22 protein-coding genes and 1 tRNA gene are annotated in these 24,589 nt (G+C 58.9%); 10 read left to right on the forward strand and 13 right to left on the reverse strand.

What is annotated here, in order from left to right; translation table 11 throughout:
- Positions 1–12 precede the first annotated feature (12 nt).
- Complete coding sequence (locus tag NW834_RS02840) at positions 13–1,521, forward strand: UbiD family decarboxylase (protein ID WP_414418561.1); 1,509 nt, start codon at positions 13–15, stop codon at positions 1,519–1,521.
- On the opposite strand, the gene NW834_RS02845 is transcribed toward NW834_RS02840, so the two are convergent.
- A complete protein-coding gene (locus NW834_RS02845) occupies positions 1,518–2,729 on the reverse strand; it encodes an ABC transporter permease (RefSeq protein ID WP_414329039.1) in 1,212 nt (403 codons plus the stop codon). The two genes, NW834_RS02840 and NW834_RS02845, sit on opposite strands and share 4 nt — an antisense overlap.
- Positions 2,726–4,099, reverse strand: coding sequence for an efflux RND transporter periplasmic adaptor subunit (locus NW834_RS02850; RefSeq protein ID WP_414412643.1), 1,374 nt, complete (start codon positions 4,097–4,099; stop codon positions 2,726–2,728). The genes NW834_RS02845 and NW834_RS02850 overlap by 4 nt, the downstream gene beginning before the upstream one ends.
- Positions 4,100–4,277: 178 nt before the next feature.
- On the opposite strand from NW834_RS02850, the gene rplS reads away from it, so the two are divergent.
- From rplS to NW834_RS02870, 4 genes are all read left to right on the forward strand, one after another.
- Positions 4,278–4,643 (forward strand): 50S ribosomal protein L19, encoded by a 366-nt coding sequence (rplS, locus tag NW834_RS02855; RefSeq protein ID WP_414344540.1) that lies wholly within the window; start codon positions 4,278–4,280, stop codon positions 4,641–4,643.
- 67 nt (positions 4,644–4,710) lie between these two features.
- Positions 4,711–4,783 (forward strand) — tRNA-Trp (locus tag NW834_RS02860).
- A gap of 72 nt (positions 4,784–4,855) precedes the next feature.
- Positions 4,856–5,674: a tetratricopeptide repeat protein gene (locus tag NW834_RS02865; RefSeq protein ID WP_414418560.1), complete on the forward strand. Its 819-nt coding sequence runs from the start codon at positions 4,856–4,858 to the stop codon at positions 5,672–5,674.
- 402 nt (positions 5,675–6,076) lie between these two features.
- Positions 6,077–6,499, forward strand: coding sequence for a hypothetical protein (locus NW834_RS02870; RefSeq protein ID WP_414418559.1), 423 nt, complete (start codon positions 6,077–6,079; stop codon positions 6,497–6,499).
- 151 nt (positions 6,500–6,650) lie between these two features.
- Here NW834_RS02870 and pgl read toward each other — a convergent pair whose 3' ends face one another.
- Positions 6,651–7,382 (reverse strand): 6-phosphogluconolactonase, encoded by a 732-nt coding sequence (pgl, locus tag NW834_RS02875; RefSeq protein WP_414418558.1) that lies wholly within the window; start codon positions 7,380–7,382, stop codon positions 6,651–6,653.
- Between the two features lie 86 nt (positions 7,383–7,468).
- Positions 7,469–8,476 carry a phosphoribulokinase gene (locus tag NW834_RS02880; protein WP_414330815.1) on the reverse strand — a complete coding sequence of 336 codons (1,008 nt, stop codon included), beginning with the start codon at positions 8,474–8,476 and terminating at the stop codon, positions 7,469–7,471.
- Positions 8,477–8,819: 343 nt separating this feature from the next.
- Here NW834_RS02880 and NW834_RS02885 point away from each other — a divergent pair, with 343 nt between their 5' ends.
- From NW834_RS02885 to NW834_RS02895, 3 genes are all read left to right on the forward strand, one after another.
- The gene (locus NW834_RS02885) at positions 8,820–9,710 is read left to right on the forward strand and encodes a ferredoxin--NADP(+) reductase (RefSeq protein WP_414426212.1); all 891 of its coding nucleotides are present in this window, start codon (positions 8,820–8,822) and stop codon (positions 9,708–9,710) included.
- Positions 9,711–9,793: 83 nt separating this feature from the next.
- Entirely contained in the window at positions 9,794–12,499 is a 2,706-nt protein-coding gene (leuS, locus tag NW834_RS02890) for a leucine--tRNA ligase (protein WP_414418556.1), read from the forward strand.
- A gap of 132 nt (positions 12,500–12,631) precedes the next feature.
- Entirely contained in the window at positions 12,632–14,023 is a 1,392-nt protein-coding gene (locus NW834_RS02895; RefSeq protein ID WP_414351927.1) for a TldD/PmbA family protein, read from the forward strand.
- Between the two features lie 234 nt (positions 14,024–14,257).
- On the opposite strand, the gene NW834_RS02900 is transcribed toward NW834_RS02895, so the two are convergent.
- From NW834_RS02900 to NW834_RS02940, 9 genes are all read right to left on the reverse strand, one after another.
- Positions 14,258–14,515: a CHRD domain-containing protein gene (locus NW834_RS02900; RefSeq protein ID WP_414374720.1), complete on the reverse strand. Its 258-nt coding sequence runs from the start codon at positions 14,513–14,515 to the stop codon at positions 14,258–14,260.
- Between the two features lie 386 nt (positions 14,516–14,901).
- Positions 14,902–15,360: a fasciclin domain-containing protein gene (locus tag NW834_RS02905; RefSeq protein WP_414357838.1), complete on the reverse strand. Its 459-nt coding sequence runs from the start codon at positions 15,358–15,360 to the stop codon at positions 14,902–14,904.
- An 81-nt stretch (positions 15,361–15,441) separates the two neighbouring features.
- Positions 15,442–16,752, reverse strand: a complete 1,311-nt coding sequence (locus NW834_RS02910) for a CO2 hydration protein (RefSeq protein WP_414398884.1) — start codon at positions 16,750–16,752, stop codon at positions 15,442–15,444.
- Positions 16,753–16,809: 57 nt separating this feature from the next.
- Positions 16,810–18,345 (reverse strand): NADH-quinone oxidoreductase subunit M, encoded by a 1,536-nt coding sequence (locus tag NW834_RS02915; protein ID WP_414418555.1) that lies wholly within the window; start codon positions 18,343–18,345, stop codon positions 16,810–16,812.
- Positions 18,346–18,395: 50 nt separating this feature from the next.
- On the reverse strand, positions 18,396–20,231 hold the full coding sequence (locus tag NW834_RS02920) for an NAD(P)H-quinone oxidoreductase subunit F (RefSeq protein WP_414418554.1): 1,836 nt from the start codon (positions 20,229–20,231) through the stop codon (positions 18,396–18,398).
- Between the two features lie 533 nt (positions 20,232–20,764).
- Positions 20,765–21,721: an NAD(P)H-binding protein gene (locus tag NW834_RS02925; protein WP_414418553.1), complete on the reverse strand. Its 957-nt coding sequence runs from the start codon at positions 21,719–21,721 to the stop codon at positions 20,765–20,767.
- Positions 21,722–21,867: 146 nt separating this feature from the next.
- Complete coding sequence (locus NW834_RS02930; protein ID WP_414418552.1) at positions 21,868–22,158, reverse strand: 4a-hydroxytetrahydrobiopterin dehydratase; 291 nt, start codon at positions 22,156–22,158, stop codon at positions 21,868–21,870.
- 78 nt (positions 22,159–22,236) lie between these two features.
- Complete coding sequence (locus NW834_RS02935; RefSeq protein ID WP_414399476.1) at positions 22,237–22,773, reverse strand: GNAT family N-acetyltransferase; 537 nt, start codon at positions 22,771–22,773, stop codon at positions 22,237–22,239.
- A 2-nt stretch (positions 22,774–22,775) separates the two neighbouring features.
- On the reverse strand, positions 22,776–22,934 hold the full coding sequence (locus NW834_RS02940) for a hypothetical protein (RefSeq protein WP_011434410.1): 159 nt from the start codon (positions 22,932–22,934) through the stop codon (positions 22,776–22,778).
- A 244-nt stretch (positions 22,935–23,178) separates the two neighbouring features.
- Here NW834_RS02940 and NW834_RS02945 point away from each other — a divergent pair, with 244 nt between their 5' ends.
- The gene (locus tag NW834_RS02945; RefSeq protein WP_414418551.1) at positions 23,179–23,958 is read left to right on the forward strand and encodes a cysteine hydrolase family protein; all 780 of its coding nucleotides are present in this window, start codon (positions 23,179–23,181) and stop codon (positions 23,956–23,958) included.
- 45 nt (positions 23,959–24,003) lie between these two features.
- A complete protein-coding gene (locus NW834_RS02950; RefSeq protein ID WP_011434408.1) occupies positions 24,004–24,468 on the forward strand; it encodes a cupin domain-containing protein in 465 nt (154 codons plus the stop codon).
- The last annotated feature ends 121 nt before the right edge of the window (positions 24,469–24,589 follow it).

Raw genomic sequence — 24,589 nt, forward strand, 5'->3', positions numbered from 1 at the left:
AGGTTCCCTTTCATGCCCAGAGATCTACGCCGTTTTATTGCTCTGCTGGAATCCCGTGGTCAGCTCCGCCGCATTTCGGCAGAAGTGGATCCGGATCTGGAAATTGCCGAGATTGCCGATCGCCTCTTGGCCTGCGGGGGGCCGGCGCTGCTGTTTGAGCGGGTGAAGGGATCCTCAATGCCGCTGCTCATCAACACCCTGGGCACGGTGGAGCGCATTTGCTGGGCTTTGGGAATGGAGCAGCCTCAGGATCTGGAGGAACTGGGGAAAAAGCTGGCCCTGCTTTACCAGCCGCGGCCACCGCGGAGCTTTGCCCAGGCGGTGGAGTTGGGACAGGCGCTGCTTAGCGTCTTCAAAGCGAGACCCAGCCGGGATCTGATCCCTCCCTGTCAGCAGGTGGTGCTGCGGGGAGAGGAAGTGGATCTCACCCAGTTGCCCCTGTTGCGGGTCTATCCCGGCGATGCCGGACGGGTGCTGACCTTGGGCCTGATGGTCACCAAAGACCCGGAAAATGGGATCCCCAACGTGGGGGTGTACCGCCTGCAGTTGCAAAGCCGCACCACCATGACGGTGCAATGGCTGTCGGTGCGGGGGGCGACTCGGCATCTGCGCAAGGCGGCAGCCCTGGGCCAAAAGTTGGAGGTGGCAGTGGCGGTGGGGGTGGATCCGGTGGTGATTTTGGCGGCGGCCACACCTCTGCCGGTGGATCTGTCGGAGTGGCTGTTTGCCGGTCTCTACGCCGGAGAAGGGTTGCACCTGGCCCAGTGCAAAACGGTGGATCTGCAGGTGCCGGCCCATGCTGAGATCGTTTTGGAGGGCACCATCACCCCTGGGGAAGTGGCCCCCGACGGGCCTGCCGGGGATCACATCGGCTACTATGGCCCCCGCAACGAGCAGGCCCCTCTGATTCGCTTCCACTGCTTGACCCACCGCCGGGATCCCATCTATCTCACCACCTTCAGCGGCAAGCCCCCCAAAGAAAACGACATGATGGCGCTGGCCCTGAACCGCATCTACACCCCCATCCTCAGGCAGCAGGTGCCGGAGATTGTAGATTTCTTTTTGCCGATGGAGGCGCTGGGCTACAAAGCAGCCATCCTCTCCATCGACAAGGCCTACCCTGGCCAGGCGCGGCGGGCGGCTTTGGCTTTTTGGAGCGCCCTGCCCCAATTTAGCTACACCAAGTTTGTGATCGTGGTGGACAAGGATATCAATGTGCGGGATCCACGGCAGGTGCTCTGGTGTCTGTGTTCGCGGGTGGATCCGCAGCGGGATGTGTTTATTCTGGCGGACAACCCCTTTGACACCTTGGACTTTGCCACCGAAAAACGGGGTCTGGGGGGCAAGATGGGCATTGATGCCACCACCAAAATTCCCCCAGAAACCGATGCTCCCTGGCGGGATCCCCTCACTCCGGATCCAGAAGTAGCCCGCCTGGTGGATCGCCGCTGGGCGGAGTACGGCTTGGCGGATCTCAATTGGCAGCCGGCAGATCCCCGCCTGTTTGGATACGAGCTCTAAGCCCGCAGGGCCTCAATGGGATCCAGTTGCGCCGCTTTGCGGGCCGGGAAAATGCCGAAGACCAGCCCAATCCCAGTGGACAGGGAGAACGCCACTCCCACTGCCACCGCATCGACTTGGGTCGCCAAGGGGGTGAATACCTGCACCGCCACCAGCAGGCCGCTGCTGAGGAGGATCCCGAGCACCCCCCCGGTCACGGCAATGAAAATCGCTTCGGCGGCAAACTGCTGCAAAATCTGCCGGCTATCGGCCCCAATCGCCTTGCGCAGCCCGATTTCATGGGTGCGTTCCGCAACCGAGATAAGCATCACATTCATGATCCCCACCCCTCCCACCAGCAGGGAGAGGGCCGCCGTGCCCGTCAGCAGCACCCGCAGCAGGCTCAAAATCCTGGCCGACCCATCCAGGAGCACCTTTTGGTTGCGGATGATGAAGTCATCTTCTCCCACCAATTGGTGCCGCTGGCGCAGCAGGTTGCGGATTTGGAACTCGGCAGCAGGCAGATCGGCTTCAGAGCGGGCCGAGACGAAAATCGCCGTCAGCTCTGTGCCGTAGGGGGAACGCCGCCCGACCAACCGATTGGCCACCACGTCCACCGGCAGAAACACTCCGGCATCGCTGTTGCCAAACACCGTCGGCTTCGAGCGCAAAGTGCCGATTACCTCGAAGGGCAAGTTGTTCAGCAGGACGGTCTCCCCAATGGCAGCGGCAGGGTCCAGGCCGAACAACTGGCTGGCGGCATCGCTGCCCAGCACCACCACCGGGCGCTGTTCCTCGATATCCGAGGGCAAGAGAAAGCGGCCTGCCTCGATCTCCAGGTTCAAGACCGACAAATACTCCGGCCAAGTGCCGGTGGCCTCGTAGCGGCGATCCACTCCACCTCGCACCGCGCGCACATTGGTGCCCAGGCTGGGGACGGCTGCTGACACGGCAGGCACTTCCGCCGCAATAGCCCGTACATCCTCCAAGGTGAGGGGGCGGATGTTGCCGGCATCAGCTAGGCCCAAGTTGGCCGAAAAGACGATCAGCAAGTTGGTGCCCAGAGAGCGAAATTGATCCACTGCCATCTCTTGGGCAGCATAGCCAAATCCGGCAATGGCCACCACCGCCGCATTGCCGATGAGGATCCCGAGCATGCTCAGCCCGGTGCGCAGGCGATGTCGTCGCACCATTTGCCAGGCCATTTTGGCCGCCGTTGCCAGGCTCATGGCTGTTGCTCCGCTCTTTTAATCAAAGTCTCTAGGTTCACCCCAGGAGGCAGGGCAGTAAAGACCCGATCCCCTGCCTGCAGACCGGAGAGGATCTGGGTAACTCCACCCTGGGTAATGCCCGTTTCCACGCGGCGATAGACAGGTTGCCGGCTTTGGGGATCCAGCAGGAGCACGCCTTCCTGGCTTTCCTCCCGGAGGATAGCCACTGAGGGCACCGTCAGAGCCTGAGGCTGGGGATCCCCGATGAAATCCACCGAAACAGTCATGCCGGTGCGCAAAAAGTCGGCCCCAGGCTCCGGTTCAACGAAGACCCGAAAGACGGTTACCTCCCGCACCACCACGGTAGCAGGCGCAATCCGCTTCACCCGCCCCTGCACTACGCGGTCGGGGTAAGCCAGGGAGCGGATCTCCACCGGCTGACCCACCCGCACCTGGGCAATTTGGGCTTCTGGCACTTCTGCCCGCACCTCAATTCCCTGGGCCAGCGCCAAAATGGAGCTGGAAGAAGCTGCGGTGGCATCGGAAGCTGCTGTTGTAGGAGCTACAAAGGATCCCACCTCGGCAAAGCGCTGCACCACCACACCGGAAAAGGGGGCGCGGACTTCGGTGTCAGCCAACCGGGATTGCCGTTGGGCCAGCTCGGCTTGTGCCTGGGCAATTTGGGCTTGAATTTGCTGTAGGGTTTCCGGGCGGCTCCCCAGTTGCAATCGCTCCAACTCCTGTTGAGCAGCTCGCAAATCCGCTTGCGCTTGTTCCAGGCGGGCCGAGCGTTGATCCAGCTCGCTGCGGGCTACCACCCCCGCCTGCACCAGGGCCTGGATGCGCTCTAACTCCCTCTGAGCCAAGTCCACCTGCGACCGGGCAGCATCCACCCTGGCCTGGGCCGCCGCGATCACCTGGGGGCGCTCTCCGGCCTGTTGCTCCGCTAGACGGGCTTGCAGCTCTTGAATGCGGGCCTGGGCTTGCCGAATGCCGCTGGCGAGATCGCCGTAGTCCATCCGGGCCAATAACTGCCCTGCCACCACTTCATCTCCCTGATCCACCAACAGTTCCGCCAGGCGACCCGACTCGCGAGGGCTGACATTCACCTGGCGGAGCGGCTGCACCTGGCCGCTCACCCGCAGGCGTTGGGTCAGATCCACCACTTGAACCGGTACCGTCAATCTTTCCAGCCGTTCTGCCCTCTGCTGCTGCAGCTGACGCTGGATCAGGAGACCGCTGCCCCCTAGGCCGGCCAACAGCAAGCCCAAGAGCATCCAACCGAAGGGAAATCTCTTGGGGCGGGGTTTGCTCTGGGGCAGAGGCTGATCTGCAGGCCTGGGAGTAGACAGGGATCCCGTCTTGGGCTCATCGGTGTGCAGGATCACAAAAGTCTCCCGTTTGTAACAAAAGCTTTATCTTTGTCTAGCCTATTGGAAAAATGGGGGAAGCGTAAACACAGTCTCCCACCTCTTGAGCTCTATGTCGGCCAGCTCTGTACAAAAAACAGCGACGATTGTTACCATGGTTAACTGCCGGTAGCGCGGGAAAGCCATGAACGTTCGCATCAACGCTGAGGAGATCATCCGCTCCATTGAAGCTGCCCAGATGAAGTCGGATCTGCCGGAGATTCGGGTTGGCGATCAGGTACGGGTGGGAGTTCGCATCCAAGAGGGGGGCAAAGAGCGGGTGCAAGCCTTTGAGGGCACGGTCATTGCCATGCGCCACTCCGGCATTAACCGCACCATCACGGTGCGCAAGGTTTTCCAGGGAATCGGCGTGGAGCGGGTTTTCCTCATTCACTCCCCGCGCATCGAGTCGATTCAGGTGCTGCGGCGAGGTAAAGTGCGCCGGGCCAAGCTGTTCTATTTGCGGGATCGGGTGGGCAAAGCCACTCGTATCAAGGCTAAGGCAGAGAGCCCAGATAGTTGAGGAACAGCTCCTCTGAAAATTAGGTGTACCTGCTACACTGGGTAAGCGGGTGTAACCTTTGGCCAATGCGTCCTTAGTTCAGTTGGTAGAACGTCGGTCTCCAAAACCGGATGTCGGGGGTTCGAGTCCTCCAGGGCGCGCTAACCATCAGACCCCCTTCTGTGGCGATGGCTTAAGGTGGAAACACCCCATCTGAGGTGGTTTTGGCGGCCATGAAGTCTGTCTCCAATGTCCTCTCGGCTCTGTTGCTGGGGCTGCTGCTTTGGTTGGGGATCCCTGTCTGGCCTGGATCGGGTGTGGTGGCAACGGCAGCGAGCAACAGGGTAGATCACGAGATCGATCGACTGTTTGAGGAGGCCTTTGCGGCTACTCAGAGGGGAGATTTTGCCCAGGCGGAAGCCCTGTGGACTCAACTGTTGCAGATCCAGCCGGACAACCCGGCCCTGTGGAGCAACCGGGGCAACGCCCGTGTCAGCCAGCACCAACTGCAGGCAGCTCTGGAGGATTATGCTGAGGCCATTCGTTTGGCCCCTGAGGCGCCGGATCCCTATCTCAACCGAGGGGCTGCTTTGGAGGGGTTGGGGCGGTGGCAGGAGGCGATTGCAGACTACGAACGAGTGTTGCAGTTGGATCCCAACGATGCGGCAGCCTACAACAACCGCGGCAATGCGGAAGCAGGGCTGGGCCAATGGCAACAGGCTTTGGCCGACTACCGCCGCGCCACAGAATTGGCTCCCGACTACGCCTTCGCTCAGGCCAACTATGCTCTGAGCCTCTACCAGGTGGGTGAAACAGAAGCTGCCCTGCGCTTGATGCGGGCTCTGGTGCGCAAGTACCCGAAGTTTCCAGATATGCGGGCTGCTCTCAGCGCCATTCTTTGGGCGCAGGGTCGCCAGGGAGAGGCCGAAAGTCATTGGGTGGCTGTGCAAGGACTGGATCCCCGCTACGCCGACCTGGAATGGGTGAAAACCGTCCGCCGTTGGCCACCGGCAATGGTGGCAGCTCTGGAGCGTTTCCTTTCTCTCAAGTAGTGAGGCTTACGATTGCGGCGGAGGCACTCTGGGTCTTGACTCTGCGCATTGACGAAACAGTTGCTGGGGATCCCCGCAGCTAGAGCCTCAGGTTACATCCTGGCTGGGGGGATGGAGATTGCTAGATTGGGATCAAGCCGAGGGCGGATTCCGGCAGCAGGCTTAACCCAGAGCCAAGAGAGCGCAGAGGGATCCCAAAGGCTTTCAGCGAGCTGTGAAAAAAACTGTGTAAGGGATTGCTTCCTGCGACACCTTTTCGCCTTCTTCTTCGTCTGTTTCAGTCCTATCGCGGCGCGTGGTATCAACGTGAGTGCAATGGCTTGTTTCTCTCGCTCTTCTTCCTTCTTCCCTGATGGGAGAGGGAGGCTGCGAAATCACTGGAGCTGGGCAGGGCTGTTGCTCATGGTTCTGCAGCTTGGGCAACCCGCCGTGGCTCAGACGGAAACCCGAGTTTGGAGCGGAACCGGCCAAATTTTGAGCGGCCAGGGGCAGGGGGCGACGGTGCAATTGATCTTGGAAACGGGTGGCGGGCGTATCTGGAGCCAATCGGGGCCGGCTTTGGATGCACCCTTTTCCGGCGGCCATATTTCGGTAACCAGCGGTGATGGCACCTGGCAAATCCAATCGCAAGGGGATCAGTTGTTGGTTACCTTTTACCGCGGCGAGCAGATCATCCGCTGGCAACTGCGGCCCATGGGCGAGATCCCCAGCTCTTCCCCTTCTACGCCATCCAGCTCCCTGAGCAGTGACCCCGCTCAGCCTGTAGCGTTGCCTGTCCAAGAGCTGGTGATTCCAATACTGAAGAATTTGCCCGGCAACCCCTGAGGGATCCCTGCCCCGCCGGTTCTCGACCCATGAAACCTGGTGCGTTGGCCGCTGGGGCTATCAAACCTGTGGCCACTGGAAGGGGCTGGGATGATTTTGGGGGCGGTGGGCCTGGGGATCCTATCCCATCGGCAGTTAGCCCGCCTGTTGTTTAGCTGAGCAGCGGGACACAGGGCAGGGGCAGTTGAGCTGCTGCCGCCGCATCCAGCAACCACAGCAGCCGTCCTCTGGGGTTTACGCGCTGGCAGGGTAGGTGGGCCTCGGTGGTCAGCGCCTCTTTCACGATGGGGGCTTTGTTCGCTCCGGTTACCAGGAACACCACCTGGGCTGCTTGGTTCAGAACAGGATAGGTCAAGGTTAGACGCGGCTCCTGCCCTTTTTGCCCCACCGTCACCCAGCGGTGCTGCACCTGCAGAGCGGCGGTGTCGGGAAACAAGGAAGCTGTGTGGCCGTCTTCCCCCACTCCCAGCCATACCAGGTCGAGAGAAGGGCACTCTGCACCGAAAATCTGCCGTAGGGTGGCCTCGTATTCGGCAGCATCGCGAAGGGGATCCCCCGCTTGGGTGGGCATAGGGAAAACTTGAGCCGCCGGGATCCCGATCTGCTGCAGCAGGGTTTCCCGCACCATACGGTAGTTGCTTTCAGGGTGATCCGGGGGAACATAGCGCTCGTCTCCCCAGAACAGCCAGGTTTGTTGCCAAGGGATCCCTGGGGTTTGGGCCAGGGCAGCATACAGCTTCTTGGGGGTGCTTCCCCCGGCCAAGACCACCGTAAAGCGTCCCCGCTCGCGAATGGCAGCGGCTGACCGACCTTGCCAAATCTCGATGGCCCGTTGGATCAGGACGGATCCCTCTGGAAAGATCTCCAACTGGAATCCCTGCATACACCGAAGCCCTACTGCCGACCTATGGTGGGTCAGCCGACCTGCACCAACACTTTACCGAAGGGATCCCCTAAGCGGGGCAAACACTAGGAAGCCACCGCCAGCTCTTTGGCTTCTGCCCGAATTTGCTCGTAGAGGGCGCGCAGCTTCAGGCCCACGATGACCTGGATCAGGCCAGAGCCATTGCGGGATCCCGGGTATTCCGGGTGCTTGCGCAACAGTTCCGTCAGCTCGCCATAGTAGCGGGTGGACAGGTTGCTCAGGTGGTTCTCGATGTAGATGACCTCTTCCAGCTTGTCGAAGGTGCCGTCGATCTCCAGAATCGAAACCGGGTGCTCAAAGTAGGTGGAAGGGCCATAGTGGAGGCGGATCCCCGGGTAGGAACAGGTCAGCTTTTTGCCGCAGGGGATCCAATCAATGGTGGAGCCTTCGTCAAAGAGATAAACATGGTCGAAGTACTTCACCCCTTCCCGCTGGATCAGCCGCACCCGCAGTACTTTGTGCTCTGGATCCAGCTCCGGCAACAACTGGGTAGGCAAAACCTCAATGACGGCATCGGCGTACTGCTTCTGCACATCGACATAGGCTTCAAAGTCCGGGCGGCGAGCCTCGATTGAGCGCAACACATCTTCGTAGGTGTGGCCCCGCTCCGCCATGTCCCGCTTCACTTTCCAAGCAATCTTGATCTCTGGGGCCAGATCCAAGTACACCTTGAAGTCCAGCAGCTGGCGCACCCGCTCGTCATACATGGGATGCAGCCCCTCCAGGACGATGATGCGGTTGGGCTCCACCAGCTCCGGTGGGTCAATCAGCCCCGTCTCGTGGTTGTAGATGGGCTTCATCACACTTTGGCCGTTCTTAAGCGCCTTGGCCTGCTCGTACATCAGGTCGAAGTTGTTGGCGCGGGGATCCAGCGCCGTGATGCCCTTCTCTTTGCGCTGGTAGCGATCCAAGGAGTGATAGTCATCCAGACAGATGGTGGTAATCAGATCCCGGCCAAATAGATCCCCCAGCCGGCGTAAAAAGGTGGACTTGCCACAGCCAGAATCTCCGGCGACACCAATCATCACAACACGATCAGGACTGCTTGCCATGGGAACTCCTTGGGGACGGGCAGGGCAAAACTGAGAAAAAGGCTCTAGAAAGTTACCAACTGTTACGGTCTTGCATGATACCAAATAAAGCCGTTACATCACAAGCCGCTGGCAGGCCAGAGAGGTGGGCACCCTAAGCAACAATTTAACAAAAAATCCATATTTTTGGCCGATGAGCTTGGCCGGGATTATTTTTCCGGGGTTGCCGCTCTCAGGACGGCCTGGGGGGCTGGCGAAGGTCGTCTGCTGTTCTTCTGGCAAGTTCCGTTTGAGCAGCCGGGCTGCTATGGTGTTTGCTATCTGTAAACTCATTTCCTCCCAGAGCCAGGAGCAGATCACGGTTATGGTTGCCAGCGCAGAAAAGCGAGAGGTTGTCGTCAATCTGTATCGTCCCAACGCCCCCTTGATCGGCCAATGTGTGGAGACCTACTCCATTGTCGGCGAAGGGGCACCCGGACTGACCAAGCACATTGTGCTCAGCTTGCCGGATCCCAACTACCGCTACCTAGAAGGGCAAAGCGTCGGCATCATTCCTCCTGGTGAAGATGCCAAGGGCAAACCCCATAAGCCCCGCCTTTACTCGATCGCTTCCACCCGCTTTGGCGATGATGGGGAGGGACGCACCGTCTCTTTGAGTGTGAAGCGGGCCGAATATGTCGATAAAGAGACGGGCCAACCGGGGGTGGGGGTCTGCTCCGGCTTCCTCACCGATTTGAAGGCAGGCGACGAGGTGATGATCACGGGGCCATCGGGGAAAACCTTCCTACTGCCCGAAGATGAGAACGCCAACCTGATTTTGATCGCCACCGGCACCGGCATTGCTCCTTTTCGCGCTTTCATCAAGCACCTGTTTGAAGAGGATCCCAACTATCAGGGCAAGATCTGGCTGTTCTTTGGGGTGCCCACCACCTCCACCTTGCTCTACCACGGGGATCTGGAGGCTTGGAAAGCCCAGTACGGGGATCGCTTCCGCGTCGATTACGCCATCAGCCGCGAGCAACAAACCCCCGATGGCAAGAAAATGTACGTGCAAAACCGCATGGCCGAGTACGGCGCCGAGCTGTGGGAGATGCTGCAACAGCCCAACACCTACACCTACATCTGCGGCCTCAAGGGGATGGAGGACGGGATCAACAACGTCATGGGGCCTTTGGCCGAACAAGCCGGTCAGGATTGGAGCAAGTTCCAGAAGGAACTGAAGAAAGCAGACAGGTGGCACGAAGAAACCTACTGATCCCTGCTTGTGATCCCTGCTTGTCGGTTTGTCAGCGCCAATAGGGATCCCGTTCCTTGCTTGAGAGCACTGGCGTGGGGAGTATGTCAAAATGCTTCTATCTCCCAGCGTATGCGCTTTTTTCCCAGGAGCATCGAACCGTGGACGCGCGCTACAATCCCCAGGCCATTGAGAGCAAGTGGCAGGCCCACTGGCGTGAAATCGGGCTGGATCGCACCCCAGAGCTGAAGGACGGGAGCCGCAAATTTTATGCCCTGTCTATGTTCCCCTACCCCAGCGGCAACCTGCACATGGGGCATGTGCGCAATTACACCATCACCGATGTAATTGCCCGCCACAAACGAATGCAGGGATACGCAGTGCTGCACCCGATGGGCTGGGATGCCTTTGGCCTGCCGGCGGAGAATGCCGCCATCGACCGGGGGATCCCACCGGCCAAGTGGACCTACCAAAACATTGCCCAGATGCGGGATCAGTTGCAGCGGTTGGGCCTGTCCTACGACTGGGAGCGGGAGATTACCAGTTGTTCGCCGGACTACTACAAGTGGACGCAGTGGATCTTCCTGCAATTTTTGCAGGCGGGCTTGGCCTACCAGAAAGAGGCGGCGGTGAACTGGGATCCGGTGGATCAGACGGTGCTGGCCAACGAGCAGGTGGATGCGGAGGGGCGTTCCTGGAGATCCGGCGCCCTGGTGGAAAAGCGCATGCTCAAGCAGTGGTTTTTCAAAATCACCGCCTATGCCGACCAACTGCTGGCGGATCTGGAAAAGCTCTCCGGCTGGCCGGAGCGGGTGCGCACCATGCAGGAGAACTGGATTGGCCAATCGGTGGGGGCCAAGGTGATTTTCAAAACCGAGGCAGGGGACGAGCTGGCAGTGTTCACCACCCGGCCCGATACCCTCTGGGGGGCCACCTTCATGGTGATGTCGCCGGAGCACCCCTTGGTGGACAAGCTCACCACTGCCGAGCAACTGCAGGCCGTCAGAGCCTATCAAGCCCAGGCCGCTGCCCGCAGCGAGATCGAGCGCAGCGCCGAAGACCGGGAAAAGACAGGGGTTTGGACGGGATCCTACGCCATCAACCCCGTTAACCAAGAGCGGATCCCCATCTGGATTGCCGACTATGTGTTGATGGGCTACGGTACGGGGGCCATCATGGCCGTGCCCGCCCACGACCAGCGGGATTTCGAGTTTGCCCGCAAGTTCGGCCTGCCCATCAAGCGGGTGGTGCAGCCGCCGGAGGGTTCTCCGGCCTCAGCGGATCGCGCCAGCGGGACGGAGTCCTCAGAACTGCAGGCTGCCTGGACGGGGGAAGGGGTGATGATCAACTCTGGCCCCCTAGACGGGATCCCGGTGGGCAAAGGCCCAGGGCAAAGCGTGGAAAGAGCCATCGCCTGGCTGGAAGCCCAGGGGCTGGGGGAAAAGCAGATCAACTACCGCCTGCGGGATTGGCTGATCTCGCGGCAGCGCTACTGGGGTTGTCCCATCCCGGTGATCCATTGTCCCCACTGTGGCATTGTGCCGGTGCCGGAGAAGGATCTGCCGGTGCTCTTGCCGGAGGATGTGGAGCTGACGGGGCGAGGGGGATCCCCGTTGGCCCAGCTGGAGAACTGGGTGAAGGTGAAATGCCCCACCTGTGGCACGGAAGCCCGCCGGGAAACCGATACCATGGACACCTTTGTCTGCTCGTCGTGGTACTTCCTGCGCTTCAGCGATGCCCGCAACGACCGAGAGATCTTCCGCAAAGACCGGGTGAACGCCTGGCTGCCGGTGGATCAGTACGTGGGCGGCATCGAGCACGCCATCCTGCACCTGCTCTACTCCCGCTTCTTTACCAAGGTGTTGCGGGATCGGGGGCTGCTGGATTTTGACGAGCCGTTCTCGCGTCTGCTCACCCAGGGGATGGTGCAAGGGCGCACTTACTACAACCCCAACAAGTCCGGCAAGGATCGCTGGATCCCGGCAGCTCTGGTGCAGGATCCCAACGACCCGCGGGATCCGGAAACGGGCGAGCCCCTGCAAGTTATCTACGCTACCATGTCCAAGTCCAAGGGCAACGGCGTGGATCCTGAGGAGGTGCTGGCCCACTACGGGGCAGATACGGCCCGCATGTTTATCTTGTTCAAGGCCCCGCCGGAGAAGGATCTGGAGTGGGACGATGCCGACGTGGAAGGGCAATTTCGCTTTCTCAACCGCGTCTGGCGGCAGGTGTACGAGTTTGTCGTTCGCGGTAGCGGGACGGAGTCCTTGCAGAGCGGGGCCCCAGAGCTGTTGCCGGCCAAGGTCGAGGTGGGATCCCTGACCAAGGCGGAAAAAGATCTGCGCCGGGCCATCCACACCGCCATCAAGGAAGTCAGCGAAGATCTGGAAAACGATTATCAATTCAACACCGCCATTGCCGAGCTGATGAAGCTGAGCAATGCTCTGGGGGAGGCCGGGATCCCGGATTCGCCGGTCTATGCAGAGGGGATCCGCACGCTGGTGTTGCTGATGGCGCCTTTTGCCCCCCATATTGCGGAGGAGCTGTGGCAGGCGCTGGGGGGCGCAGACTCGGTGCATCGGCAGTCTTGGCCCAGCTATGACCCGGCAGCGCTGGTGGCCGACACGGTGACCATTGTGATTCAGGTGAACGGCAAATTGCGCGGCTCGTTTGAGGCCCCTGCCGAGGTAACGCCGGAGGAGCAGGAACAGTTGGCCCTTCGGTCAGAAGCAGCGCAGAAATACCTGGAGGGGGCAACACCCAAAAAAGTGGTGGTGGTGCCGAAAAAGCTGGTTAACTTTGTCCTCTAACGGCGGGCCTGGCCAAAATGTTCCGCACTGCTGACACGAACGGGATCGGGGCTTTCACTCGGCGTGGCAGCTCATCGACTTTCCAGGATCGGGCTATGCTGGACTGAGGACTACACCCATCTCCCTGTTGCTATGCGAGACCTTCTGCGCGACATCCTTCGGGACTGCTCTGGCTTTGTGGAACTGCGCTACCACGGCAAGGTGTTTCGCAGCATCACTGCCGAGAAGGGCCGCCTTGAGCGCACCGCGGTTCGTCGCCGTTCCGGAGTGGGGGTGCGGGTGTTGGAGGCCGGCACTTGGGGCTTTGCTGCCACCGGGGATCCCTCGCCGGCTGCCATTCGGGAGGCCATCGCTGAAGCTCGCCGTGCCGCCCAAGCCAGCGCCGACTACCGCAAACAAAAGCTGGGATCCCTGCCCAGTGTGCGGCTGGCCCAAGGGGAGTTCTGCGAGCCCGGTGTGGAGGAGGTGTTGAACAAACCGCTGGAGGCGAAGATCCAGTTGGCTTTGGAAACCGAGGCGCAGGCCCGGCAGGCCTCTCGCCAAATTAGCTCCGCCAGTTGCACCTACAACGAGATCTACGAGGAAAAAGCCATTGTCACCACCGATGGGGCGGATGTGGCCTTTCGTCTGGTGCGCCCCGAGCTGCGAGTTCAGGCGGTGGCCGAAGCTGCCGGCCAGCTCAGCAGTGGCTCCGAGGCCATTGGGGTAACAGGGGGATGGGATTGCCTGTTCCGCTCGCATCCCTTGCAGATGGCGGAAAAGGCGGCTGCTACCGCGGTTGATTTATTGTCCGCAGGCTACGCAGAAGGGGGATGGGCCACGGTTATTCTGTCGCCTTCCATCGTGGGGCTGTTGGTGCACGAGGCCATTGGCCACACGGTCGAGGCGGATTTTGTCCTGGCGGGTTCTGTGGCTGCCGGCAAGCTGGGGCAGCGGGTGGCCAGCGACTTGGTTACTCTCAAAGACTCCGGCCATTCGGAGTTTATGCCAGGGGCAGGGGGAACCCTTCCTGTGGACGACGAGGGCGTTCCTACCCAAAGCACCACCATCATCCAAAACGGCATTCTGGTCAGCTATCTCCACAACCGCGAAACTGCTGCCCACTTTGGCGTAGAGCCCACCGGCAATGCCCGCGCCTGGGAATATGCCGATGAGCCTTTGATCCGCATGCGCAACACCTTCATTGAACCCGGATCCCAAACGCTAGAGGAAATCATCGCCAGCACTCCCGATGGCTACTTCCTGGATGGGGCCAGGAACGGGCAGGCGGACTCCACCGGCGAGTTTATGTTTGGCGTGGAGCGGGCCTACCGCATTCGCGATGGCAAGCTGGCGGAGTTGCTGCGCGGTGTCACCATCACCGGCAATGCTTTTGAGGTGCTGCAATCGGTGGATGCCGTCTCGCGGGACTTCCTGTGGGATTTGGGATCCGGCCATTGCGGCAAGGGTCAACCGGCCAAGGTGGATGCAGGCGGCCCCTACATTCGCTGTCGGGCCATTGTAGGTGGGCAACAACCTGTGTAGTTATTCCCTTGGCGCTCCACAGCTAGCCCAGAGGTGAAGCCTACAGCTCGCTCTGTAAAGGGGACTGGCAGGCCAGCTCCAGGACTACCGAAAGCTGCTGGCCAGGAGCTACACAGAAACTCTGTCCTGCCGGCACGACTGACCGTGGGGGAGTTCACAGAACAGCCAATCCGTCCGCAAAAATTAGGGATCCCCTCACCTGCGGGGATCCCAGATGGGGTACTGGATCAAACCTTAGCGAGGGAAAACCACCTGGGCTCGCAACTCGCCCGGCGGGTTGGCCTGCGTGTGAATGTTGATGTAGTAAGCTCCGGCCAAAAAGCTGGAGACTTGCTCAGGGGTGAGGTTGGCTTCCAGTCGGAAATTCCCCGACTGATTGCCTGGATTCGGCAACATGTTCAAGACAAAGACCACCGGCCCTGTGGCCTGGGCGAAAGATTGTCCTGGCTGCGGCTGAGCAATGTGAATATGTCCAGGGCCAAAGTTAGCAATGGGTAGAAGTGGGGTTGTGAGATTTGTAAAGCTTCCTTAACCGCTGAGAAACAAGACAGCAACCAGGCAAAAGCCGCAAAAAACCTCGAAAATTGAACGAGGCCGAAGGGAAAAACCGATCAACAACATGGAAAAAGCTCCTCGGTCAGAGAACAGGCCAAATAAGTTACGTATCAGGCCCAGCTTCGGATTCATCTCCGGGTTTAAAAGATGGCAAAATCCCCGCTACCAAGAGACAAAAGCCCCTACCCTATGGGGGTTGGGGGATGGTGTAGACTGGAGAACGTGCGCGGAGCAGAAATCTCTGACCGTACCTATAAAGTTGCGGAGAGGGGGAGAGGGTTCACCCAGGCACTTTCCCCAAGCTCGGTTCAGGATAGATCTGTCTATCCTCTGGCCGAGGCAGCCAAGGCGGAGTTCATAATCGGCCAGAACCAGTGGGGCCGCATCAGGATGACAGTGTCGATGACGTGGATGATGCCGTTATCGGCTTCGATGTCCGCTTGGATAACGGTGGCGTTATTGACCTCGAAAACGTCCCCTTCGATCAACAAGTCGATGGGGGATCCCTCTACCGAGCCCACACTTTGGTACTTGGCCAAATCCGCCTTTTTCAAGCGGCCGGGCACCACGTGGTAACACAAGATGCGGGTCAGTTGGGGGATGTTTTGCACCAGAGTGGTGATGGTGCCAGGGGGCAGCTTGGCAAAAGCCGCATCGGTGGGGGCAAAAACGGTAAAGGGGCCGGGGCTTTTCAAAGTATCCACCAGGTTTGCCGCTTTAACGGCAGTTACCAAGGTGGAAAAACCCTCAGCAGAGACCGCAATATCGACAATATCGGGCATGGCCGGGATCCTTTTGCTGTGAAGTTGTTGCTAACTGGATTGCTGCTCGAAAGGCTTTGGGATCATTAAAGTTGCCACGGGCTAGCGATAATTCTGATCCTGAATGTAGGCGAGGCGGGCTGCTTCCCGGATCCCATATTCCGGTCGGGTGAAGCGATTGAGTTGTCCCTCAAAATAACGGCGGTTCATCATCAAGTGCCGTGGATTTGGATCATCAAGGGGATACAAGAAAGCGGCCCTTCCCGCCTGAATCACGGCTGAGGTGACGTTGTACATGGAGCGCTGGAAGCTAACCCCCAATTGAATCAGCATGTCCTCTTCGCCGCGGCAATGCTTGCGGTAATATTCCACCAAATACTGGGGCAAAAAGTGGTACATATCCTGGTGCAAGAGCGTGGGCGGGATCCCGGCGGTGCCCACCGGAAACTTATCGGCGTAGAGGATCCCGTAGTGAAAGTCCAACTGGTTGGTGGGAACTTCGTTGGCCTGAGCGTTGTAGGACTTGGTGCCGCGGAAAGGAGAGGTGCGATAAAACACGGCCTCTACATAGGGGAAAGCGGCCTCATATAGCCAGGTAAATCCCTTGGATTTGGGCACAATATCGTACCATTCTCCCCGAATGCGCACGCGATGGTAGATGGGTCGTCCGGCAATGGCGAAGATCCCGTTGACCAAAAAGTTCATCGCCTCCGGCACGCTGGTGATTTTGCCTTCGTCGTAGAGATCGCTGATCTCAAAAAAGACCGGAGCCATCACCTCCCAAAACAGGCCCAACACCGAGTACATGGTGGCCTGGCGGCACAGCTCCAAGAACATATCAGGGAAGAGCTTGTATAGCCCCATCAACAAGGGGTTGCCCTGGCAATAGGCGCGGATGGCGCGGTCGGCATTTTGCTTGTATTCTTCGGAATCCATGTAGGGATCCAGCAAGCCCCCCATATCCCGGTGCCAGAGCATGGCCCGCATACATTCTTCGGCAAATTCCATGTTGATGCGGTCATGCCAGAGGTGATGCAAAATTCTGGGCAGCTTGCGCTTCAGCTCCCCTTTTTCCATGAACTCCAGCAGCTCGGGGTGGGCCGTAGCCTGGCCTCGCCAAATGCGCAAATCCGCGTTATCCCCCGCGTAGTGGTTGGCCAGCTTCAGATACTCTTCAGGAATGATGAACTTGAAAAAAGGCAAGGGATCCACAAACACCTGCTCGGCAATGTAGAGCAGATCCCGCCAGTAGAAATCCATTGGCACGGCATAGGCTTTGTAGAGGCCGATAATTTGCATCAGGTTTTCCGGCGTATCCGGCAGCATGGATCCCCCAGCCTCCAAGCGGTGGACTACATCCGCAAAAGGGTGGGTAGAAGGGGGAAGCTTGCGGGTTGTAAGGGTTGTCGTCATGGAAGAAGTCTCCAACTCTTCAAAAGTTCTGGCTCCTTGAGGTCATTCCCTGGGATCTCAATTCCTGGAAGTTTCCCGCTTGCCTGGATCGGCTCCAGAGAGGGTGATGGGGGCAAGGTCACCGGCTGATGCCAAGATAAGCGTTTGGGCCTGAGCCACCTGGGTGGATAGGGTAAAGGCCAACGGTTGCGGCCATTTCACCAGGTTCATGGGCTGGATCCCAAACCAAACGATCAAGGCCATCAAAATCAGCCCTGGGATCCGCTCCCAGCCGTGCACGCGTGGGTAGTAGGCGGTGCGGTTGTCCAACCTGCCAAAGCAGGTGCGGTTCAGCAAAATCACAAAGTACACCGCCGTCAAGCCGGTGCCACAGATGCTGATCAAAGTGGGCAGAGGAAAATCTTGGTAGCTGCCCTGGAAGATCAAGAACTCCGCCACAAAGCCCACCAGGCCAGGGATCCCGGCGCTGGCCATCCCCCCCAAGATGAGCAGGGCGCTCACTGTGGGCAAGCCCCGCAAGGGGTTGAGCAGGCCGTTGAGCACATCCAGATCGCGGGTTCCCACTTTGCGCTCCACCAAGCCCACCAGATCAAACAGCAGCGCCAAGATGAGACCATGGGAGACCATCTGCACCATCGCCCCGGTCAGGCTAATGGGGGTGGCTGCCGCCATGCCCAGCAAGATGTAGCCCATGTGGCCGATGGAGCTGTAGGCCACCATGCGCTTGATGTCTTTTTGGGCGATGGCTGCCAAAGCCCCGGACAACACGGCAATGGCTCCCCACCAGGCCAGGATCCCGCCCAGGTCGGCCCAAGCTTGGGGAAACAACTGCAGCCCAAAGCGAAACAGACCGTACGTGCCTAACTTGGAGAGGATCCCTCCCAGGAGGATGGCCACTGGCGGCGACGACTCCCCGTATGCATCAGGCAACCAGGTGTGGAAGGGGATCAGCGGCATCTTAATGCCGAAAGCCACGATCAAGGCCAACAGCGTCAAGGTCTGGGCAACAGGGCTGAGAGAGGTGATGCGGATCTCCAGCAGCTCAAAGCTATGGGGATCCCCCAGCCAGTAGATGGCCAAAAAGGCCCCCAACAGAAAGATGGCGGAAACGGCGGTGTAAATCAAAAACTTGATGGCAGCATAATCCCGCTTGGGGCTGCCCCAAATGGAGATGAGCAGGTAGATCGGGATCAGCACCAGCTCGTAAAACAAGAAGAACAAAAGCAGGTTCTGGGCAACAAAAGCCCCGTTGACCGACCCGCTCATGAACAAAATGCAGCCGTATAAGAGGTTGGGCCGCTTCACCTCTGGCTCAGCTGTCAGCACCGCAATCAGCGTGAGCAGCCCATTCAAAGCCACCATCAGCAGGGAAAACCCGTCCAGGCCCAGGGAGTAGCTCAGCCCAATTGCCGGGATCCAATCCCACCGCTGCACCCACTGCAGCCCTTCCGCTTGCAGGTCAAAGTTGGCAAACAGCAGCAGCGAGATCCCCAGCAGGATCCCGGCCAAGGCCACCGCCAGCTTTCGCCCCCCCAAGCCTAAGAACAGGAGCAGGGATCCCAGGATCGGCAATACAATCAAGGCACTCAGCATGGTCTTTTCCCTCTTTATCTAAGGACTCCGTCCCGCTACCTTGCCCAAGCCTAGAGAATCAGCCAGCCCAGCAGGGCCACCCCCACCACAATCGTCAGCACGTAGGCTTGCAACTGGCCAGAGGTGGTGTATTTCAAAACCTGTCCACCCGCCAATACCGCCAAGCTGGTCAAATTTACCAAGCCGTCTACCACATAGCGGTCGAACAAGGCTGTAACCTCAGAGATGATGCGTACCGCAAACACCACACTGGCCCGGTAGAGCTTGGGGGTGTAGAAGTCGTTGGCCAACAAATCCTGCCAGTCGGCCAAGAAGGCCCAGTCCACCGGTCGTCGCTGCGGACGCAGATACAGCCAGGCTCCCAAGGCAATCCCCGTCAGGCTGGATCCCGTCATTACCCCAACAGGGATCCCTTCCAGAGCGGGAATCAGACCCAGCGTCGCCAGGATCATGGGCATGTGCAGCGCCACCCCCATCGTGACCGTCATGGGCAGCATCATCGGCCAATGCACCTCCGGCGAACGCTCGCTCATCTGCTGCGGCTTGCCCCCCCAGATCAGGCCAAACACCCGTGTCAGCCCTAGGGCCGTTACAGCATTGGTGACCAGCACGACTGCCGCCCACAACCCCTGCCCCGATTGCACCAACTGCTGCCACAGATCCGTCAGCACCCAAAAGGAACCGAAAGGCGGCAAAGCGATGATTCCGGCCATTCCGGTCAAGAAGCACAGCCCTGAGATAGGACGCCGCGACCACAAGCCTCCTAGATAGCGCAAATCCTGGGTAATGCTGTTCCAGATCACCGTGCCCGGAGCCATCACCAACAGAGCCATGGCCGGAGCATAGGTCAGCAGCAACCCATAGGCTTGCTGGGGATGACCGGTGCCCACCGCCACAAAGATCAAGCCCATGTAGGCGCTCACCAGATAAGACAAAGCTCGCTTGGCGTCGATCTGGGCCAAAGCCACCAGGGATCCCCCCACCGCCGTCAAGCTGCCGATAGTCAGCATCACCTTCAGCACCGTTGGGGAAAGCTCATAGAGGGGTTGCAGGCGAATCAACACCCAAGCCCCCGTGCCCACCACCACTGCGTTCCGCAAAATCGAGGCCGGGATCGGCCCTTCCATCGCCTCATCCAGCCACAGGTGCAGAGGAAATTGGGCACACTTGCCTACGGGGCCGGCCAGCAACCCCAGCCCTACCAGGGCCAGCAGGGTGGGATCCACAGTGACAGATCCTGCCTGCACCGCCTCTGCCCAGGCCGCCAAATCCTCAAACTCCCAGGAGCCGGTCAGGGGATAGATGGCGATTACCCCCATCAAGAGCAACAGGTCGCCGATGCGCTTGGTTAAAAAAGCATCCCGCGCTCCCGTCACCACCAGCGATTGGTTGAACCAAAAGCCCACCAACAGGTAAGTGCCCAGGGTCAAAATCTCCAGGATCACGTAGCTGAAAAAGAGGGAGTCGCACAAAGCCAAGGCACACATCCCCCCCTCAAACAGGCCCAGCAGGGAGAAAAACCGCGCCCAGCCCCAGTCCATTTCCATGTAGCCAAAGCCGTAGATCTGGGCCACCAGGTTCAGCCCCGTCACCACAGCGCAGGCCCCCAGAGTTACCGATGACACCTGCAGCGGCAGCTCTAACATCAGATCCCCCACCTGTAGCCAGGGCAACCGAATGACCTGCGCCGGCTGATCCCAAATCGCCACCAGCGCCCCCACGCTGTGCAGGAAGGCCATCAACGTCAAGAGCGCATTCAGATAACCTGCCGGACGTGGTCCCGTGCGCCGGGTGATTCCTGGGGACCAGATCAGCGCTCCTGCCCACGCCACCAAGGCGTAGAGGGGAATCAGCCATGCAGTTGTGACCAGCCCGTTCAAGCTCATAATCCTCCTTCGGCCAGGGATCTTGGCCAAACTGGAACACTTGCTGAGATCCTGTAAAAAGTCTTAATCAGCATCTTAGCTGCGAACTAGGATAGATAAAAATTGAACTTTCCGATAAAAACTATAGACAAAAATCTATAGTTCAAGCAGGGGGAGCAGAATAACCTCTGTCGTTGTCACCCCCTCACTCTCTAAAGCGTAGATGGAAATGAACCCCTTGGGAACCTAAGGATTTGCGATTGTTTGGACACAGGGAATGATCAAGAAAACTGGGTTTAGCGCTCCGCACCGCCAAAGCGAAGGCCTACGGCCCGCTGTCGCGACAGAGCGGCTTTGTGTTATGGTACGGGTTGATCTCCGCCAACTTGAATATGGCGCAGTGTCAATAAAAAGTGTCTGGGAAGTGTCTGGGAGTTCATCCCAGTAGTTGGGGCTATGGCATCTGCTAACGCAAACACGACCCCGTCCACCCCTTCTCCCAAGGTTGCTGCTCAAGCTGCTGTGAAATTGCCGAGAAGACTGAGAACAACGACTTAGAAGGGCGTTTTGACTTTGGGTTGCTTGACCTTCAGCTCGCGAATCCGTTTCAACATCTTCTGGAAATACTCCGCTAGGTAGTCCTCAAGAGAGGTCAGAGAGGCCAGTTCAATCCCCAGGGTTTCGCATACAGGCGTCATATCGGCGTGCATGGGTTCTTTGGCCGCGATCACCTCCACAAACGCCAGCCGGTCGGCAATGTTCCAGCTCCACTGAAAAAACTGCGCCACCTTGCGCGCCCCTCTCAGCAGTCCCAGCGGCATGGTGCTGACTTTGGCCTTTTTGCCGGAGAGCTGCTCGCACAAGGCAATGACTTCTCGAGCCGTCCAAGCCTTGGGCCCCACCAAGGGAAAGATTTGCTGCTTGGCAGCTTCTACAGTGAGAGCTCGCACCGCAAACCGGGCTGCATCTAGGGTGTCTAGGTAGGCCGTTGGCATGCCCTCGCCGGTTACCCAGACGATTTGTTCTTCCAAGATGGGGATGGCGTACTGGCCAATCAACCCCTGCATAAAGCCCGCTGGCCGGAAAATGGTGTAGGGCATCTGGGATCCAACCAAATACTTCTCAATGTGATGCTTGAAATTCATCAGGGGCACGTTGGGGTACTCGTGGTGGGCGCCCATGATGGAGAAAAAGATAAAATGCCCTACCTGGGCAGCCCGTGCCGCATTGATCAGGGCAACTTTGCCATCCCAGTCCACCTGACGGGCGCTGAGGGTATCGGTCACCCGCACCGTGGCACAGTCGATCACCGCCTCGATGCCTTCCATCGCGGAGTTGAGGGTGCTGGGCTGAAGCAGGTTTCCCACCTTCAGGTGAGCGCCCCATTCACTTAAGAAAGCAGCCTTTGCCGGATTTCGCACCAGACAGGTAACTTGGTGTCCCTCTTCGATGGCTCGGCGTACCACTTGACGGCCCAGCGTTCCCGTCGCCCCCACAACCAGCACGTTCATAAAATTATCATTTCTTAACCTTAGGCTTAGTCTATCAGACCGACACAGCTCCCAACACAATCCAACACAACTTTGAGGCAGCGACAAAATGGGGATCCTCTGCCAAGCCGGCTTTGAGGGATCCCCAAAGTTGGGTACTGAAGCGTCTAGCCGGCCAGCTCGTTCATGCGTTGCGCCAAGGTGAAGTCCAATTCCGTAATGCCCCCGGCATCGTGGGTGGTGAGATCCACCCGCACGCGGTTGTAGACATTGCTCCATTCGGGGTGGTGCCCCATGCTTTCGGCCACCAAGGCCACACTGCTCATCCAGCCAAAGGCTTCGACAAAGGAGCGAAACTGAAATTGACGATGCAGCTTCCCATCCTGCAAAGACCAGCCCGGCAGATTTTCCAGCTTGGCTTGGACCTCAGCTTCACTGAGTTTGACAGGTCTGGACATGGGCGTTCCCTCCGGTCGATGCCATCGTTTTCATCACGCTTTCATCAAAGGAGCAACTGAGAGCGGATCCCGGCTTATTCACAAAACTTCATGACCTTTGTATTCATGCTCTTCTACATGCGCGTCTATGGGCGCGGGGCTGAGCGGCTTGTACAACCAGTAGCCTTGTACAGCAAAGTGGGCCTGCTGATAGAAATGGAGGGCGGCTTGGTTGTGATGGTAAACCTGCAGGGTAATGGCAGCTAGCTGCTGCTGGGATCCCCAGCGTTCCACCTGTTGCATCAAAGCTCTGCCCAGGCCCTGCCGGCGATGGGCGGGATCCACCCAGAGCAGAAAAATGTAGGCTACCCGCCGATGGGTGGCTTGATCTGTGGAGATGCCGGCCCAAACACAGCCCACCGGCTCACCTGTTTCTTCCTTGAGGATCCACCAGCAGGGGGTGCGGGGTGGGTCGAAGAGGCGATCCAGCGTCTCTTCCAGGTGATCCCAGTTGCTTTGCTCTGGAAAAGATTCCTGCAACGTGGCCTGCAATCCTCGTCGCACCCAGGGCCGATCCCAGGCTGAACCGATGCGCCAACGATAACCCACAGGCAGAGGGATCCCTTGTTCAGCCATCCTCAGGCATTTGCAGAAAGGGCCACAGGCGTCGCTTCTTCTAGAGGGGCAGGCTGGGCCATATCCTCCGGCAGAAACGAGCGGATGCTCACCACCACCAGGGTAAACAGAAACACCAGCAGGATGAGAGCGGGAAAGATATATTGCCGCAGGATGCTCATGCTTCTACATAATCATTTCAAGTTTCTACAGCATAGCGTGCAGGGAGGGATCCCTGGGCACCCTTTCGGATCATCACTCATCTCAATCCCTATCGACTGACCCTGGGGGATCCCATGCGTTAATAAGGTGAGAAAGTGTAGCCTATGATTCCAAAGTCAGGTCAGCTGTGCATTAAGGTCGAGCGTAGTTGTGGGTCATCCGCCCCACCTGATCCCACTGCTGCGCGACGCGAGCGGAGAATCCATGAGCACCCCCAATCGCCCCTTGAAGACCCTTGGGATCCCTCCCAATGCTTGGGCCGTGAATGCCGAAATGGCCGACCTCACCCGTCCGCCCTTGGATCCCCGGCCCATCCTGCTACCCACCTCCAGCAAAACCCTGCGCTTGGATCTGGCCAAGGCGGCGTTGTTGGTGATCGACATGCAAAACGACTTTTGTCATCCCGACGGTTGGCTGGCCAGCATTGGCGTCGATGTTACACCTGCACGGGCTCCCATCGGCCCTCTAAAAGCCCTGCTGCCCCGCCTGCGACAAGCTCAAGTGCCGATTGTGTGGGTGAACTGGGGCAATCGCCCTGACTTGCTCAACATCAGCGCCGGCTTGCGACATGTGTACAACCCCACCGGAGAGGGAGTAGGGCTGGGGGATCCCTTGTCTAAGAACGGGTCTTTGGTCCTCACGCGGGGCAGTTGGGGCGCTGCTGTGGTGGAGGAACTGGAGGTCAAGCCCGAGGATATCTGGGTGGATAAGTTCCGCATGAGCGGCTTTTGGGATACCCCTCTCGATAGCATTCTCAGAAACCTGGGGCGCACCACCCTCTTTTTTGCCGGCGTGAACATCGACCAGTGCGTCATGACCACGCTGCAAGATGCCAATTTCCTCGGCTACGACTGCATTTTGCTGGAAGACTGCGCCGCCACCACCTCTCCTGAATACTGTTTGCTAGCTACCCTCTACAACGTCAAGCAGTGCTTTGGCTTTGTCGCCTCCTCCTCAGATTTGCTCGCGGCTCTCCCCTGTTAGCACTTGCCCACTATTCACCCCTCATCTCTTGAGCGGAGGATCCGGATGCAAACGCTTTCCCGCTGCGTGATTCCAATTGTTAAAACCCCTGCCGATTATCAGGCTTTTCGCATCAGCCCCCACGATACCAATCGCTTGGCCATTGTGTTTGATCCTTCTCATGCTCAGATTTCTCTGACTTTTTGTGTGGAGATCTTCGATGAGGGAGGCAAAACCCCTCCAAATCGCCATCAAATGGCTGTGGAAATGTTTTTTGTTCTCAAGGGGGAAGGCCTGGCCATTTGCGATGGAAAAGCGGCCCCCATCAAAACTGGAGATAGCATTCTGGTACCGCCGACCGGTGTACATGAAATCCACAATACCGGCCCAGGCCGCCTCTACGCCCTCTGCTTCATGGTGCCCAACGAAGATTTTGCCGAGCTCATCCGCTCCGGCACTCCTGCGGACTTGGATGAGGAGGATTTGCAGGTGCTGTCGGGGGGCTGGAGAAGGGCATTTGCTGAGGCTTAGGCCTCAATGGCTCTGGGAGCTGTAGAGGTTGGAAGTCAGGGGTACTGATACATTCACGCTGAACTCTCCTGAACATGGTTCAGGAAAGAAGCGATCGCATCCTGCCTATCTCTGAGCAGGA

Source organism: Synechococcus sp. R60.1 (genome assembly GCF_047461835.1).
GTDB lineage: Bacteria > Cyanobacteriota > Cyanobacteriia > Thermostichales > Thermostichaceae > Thermostichus.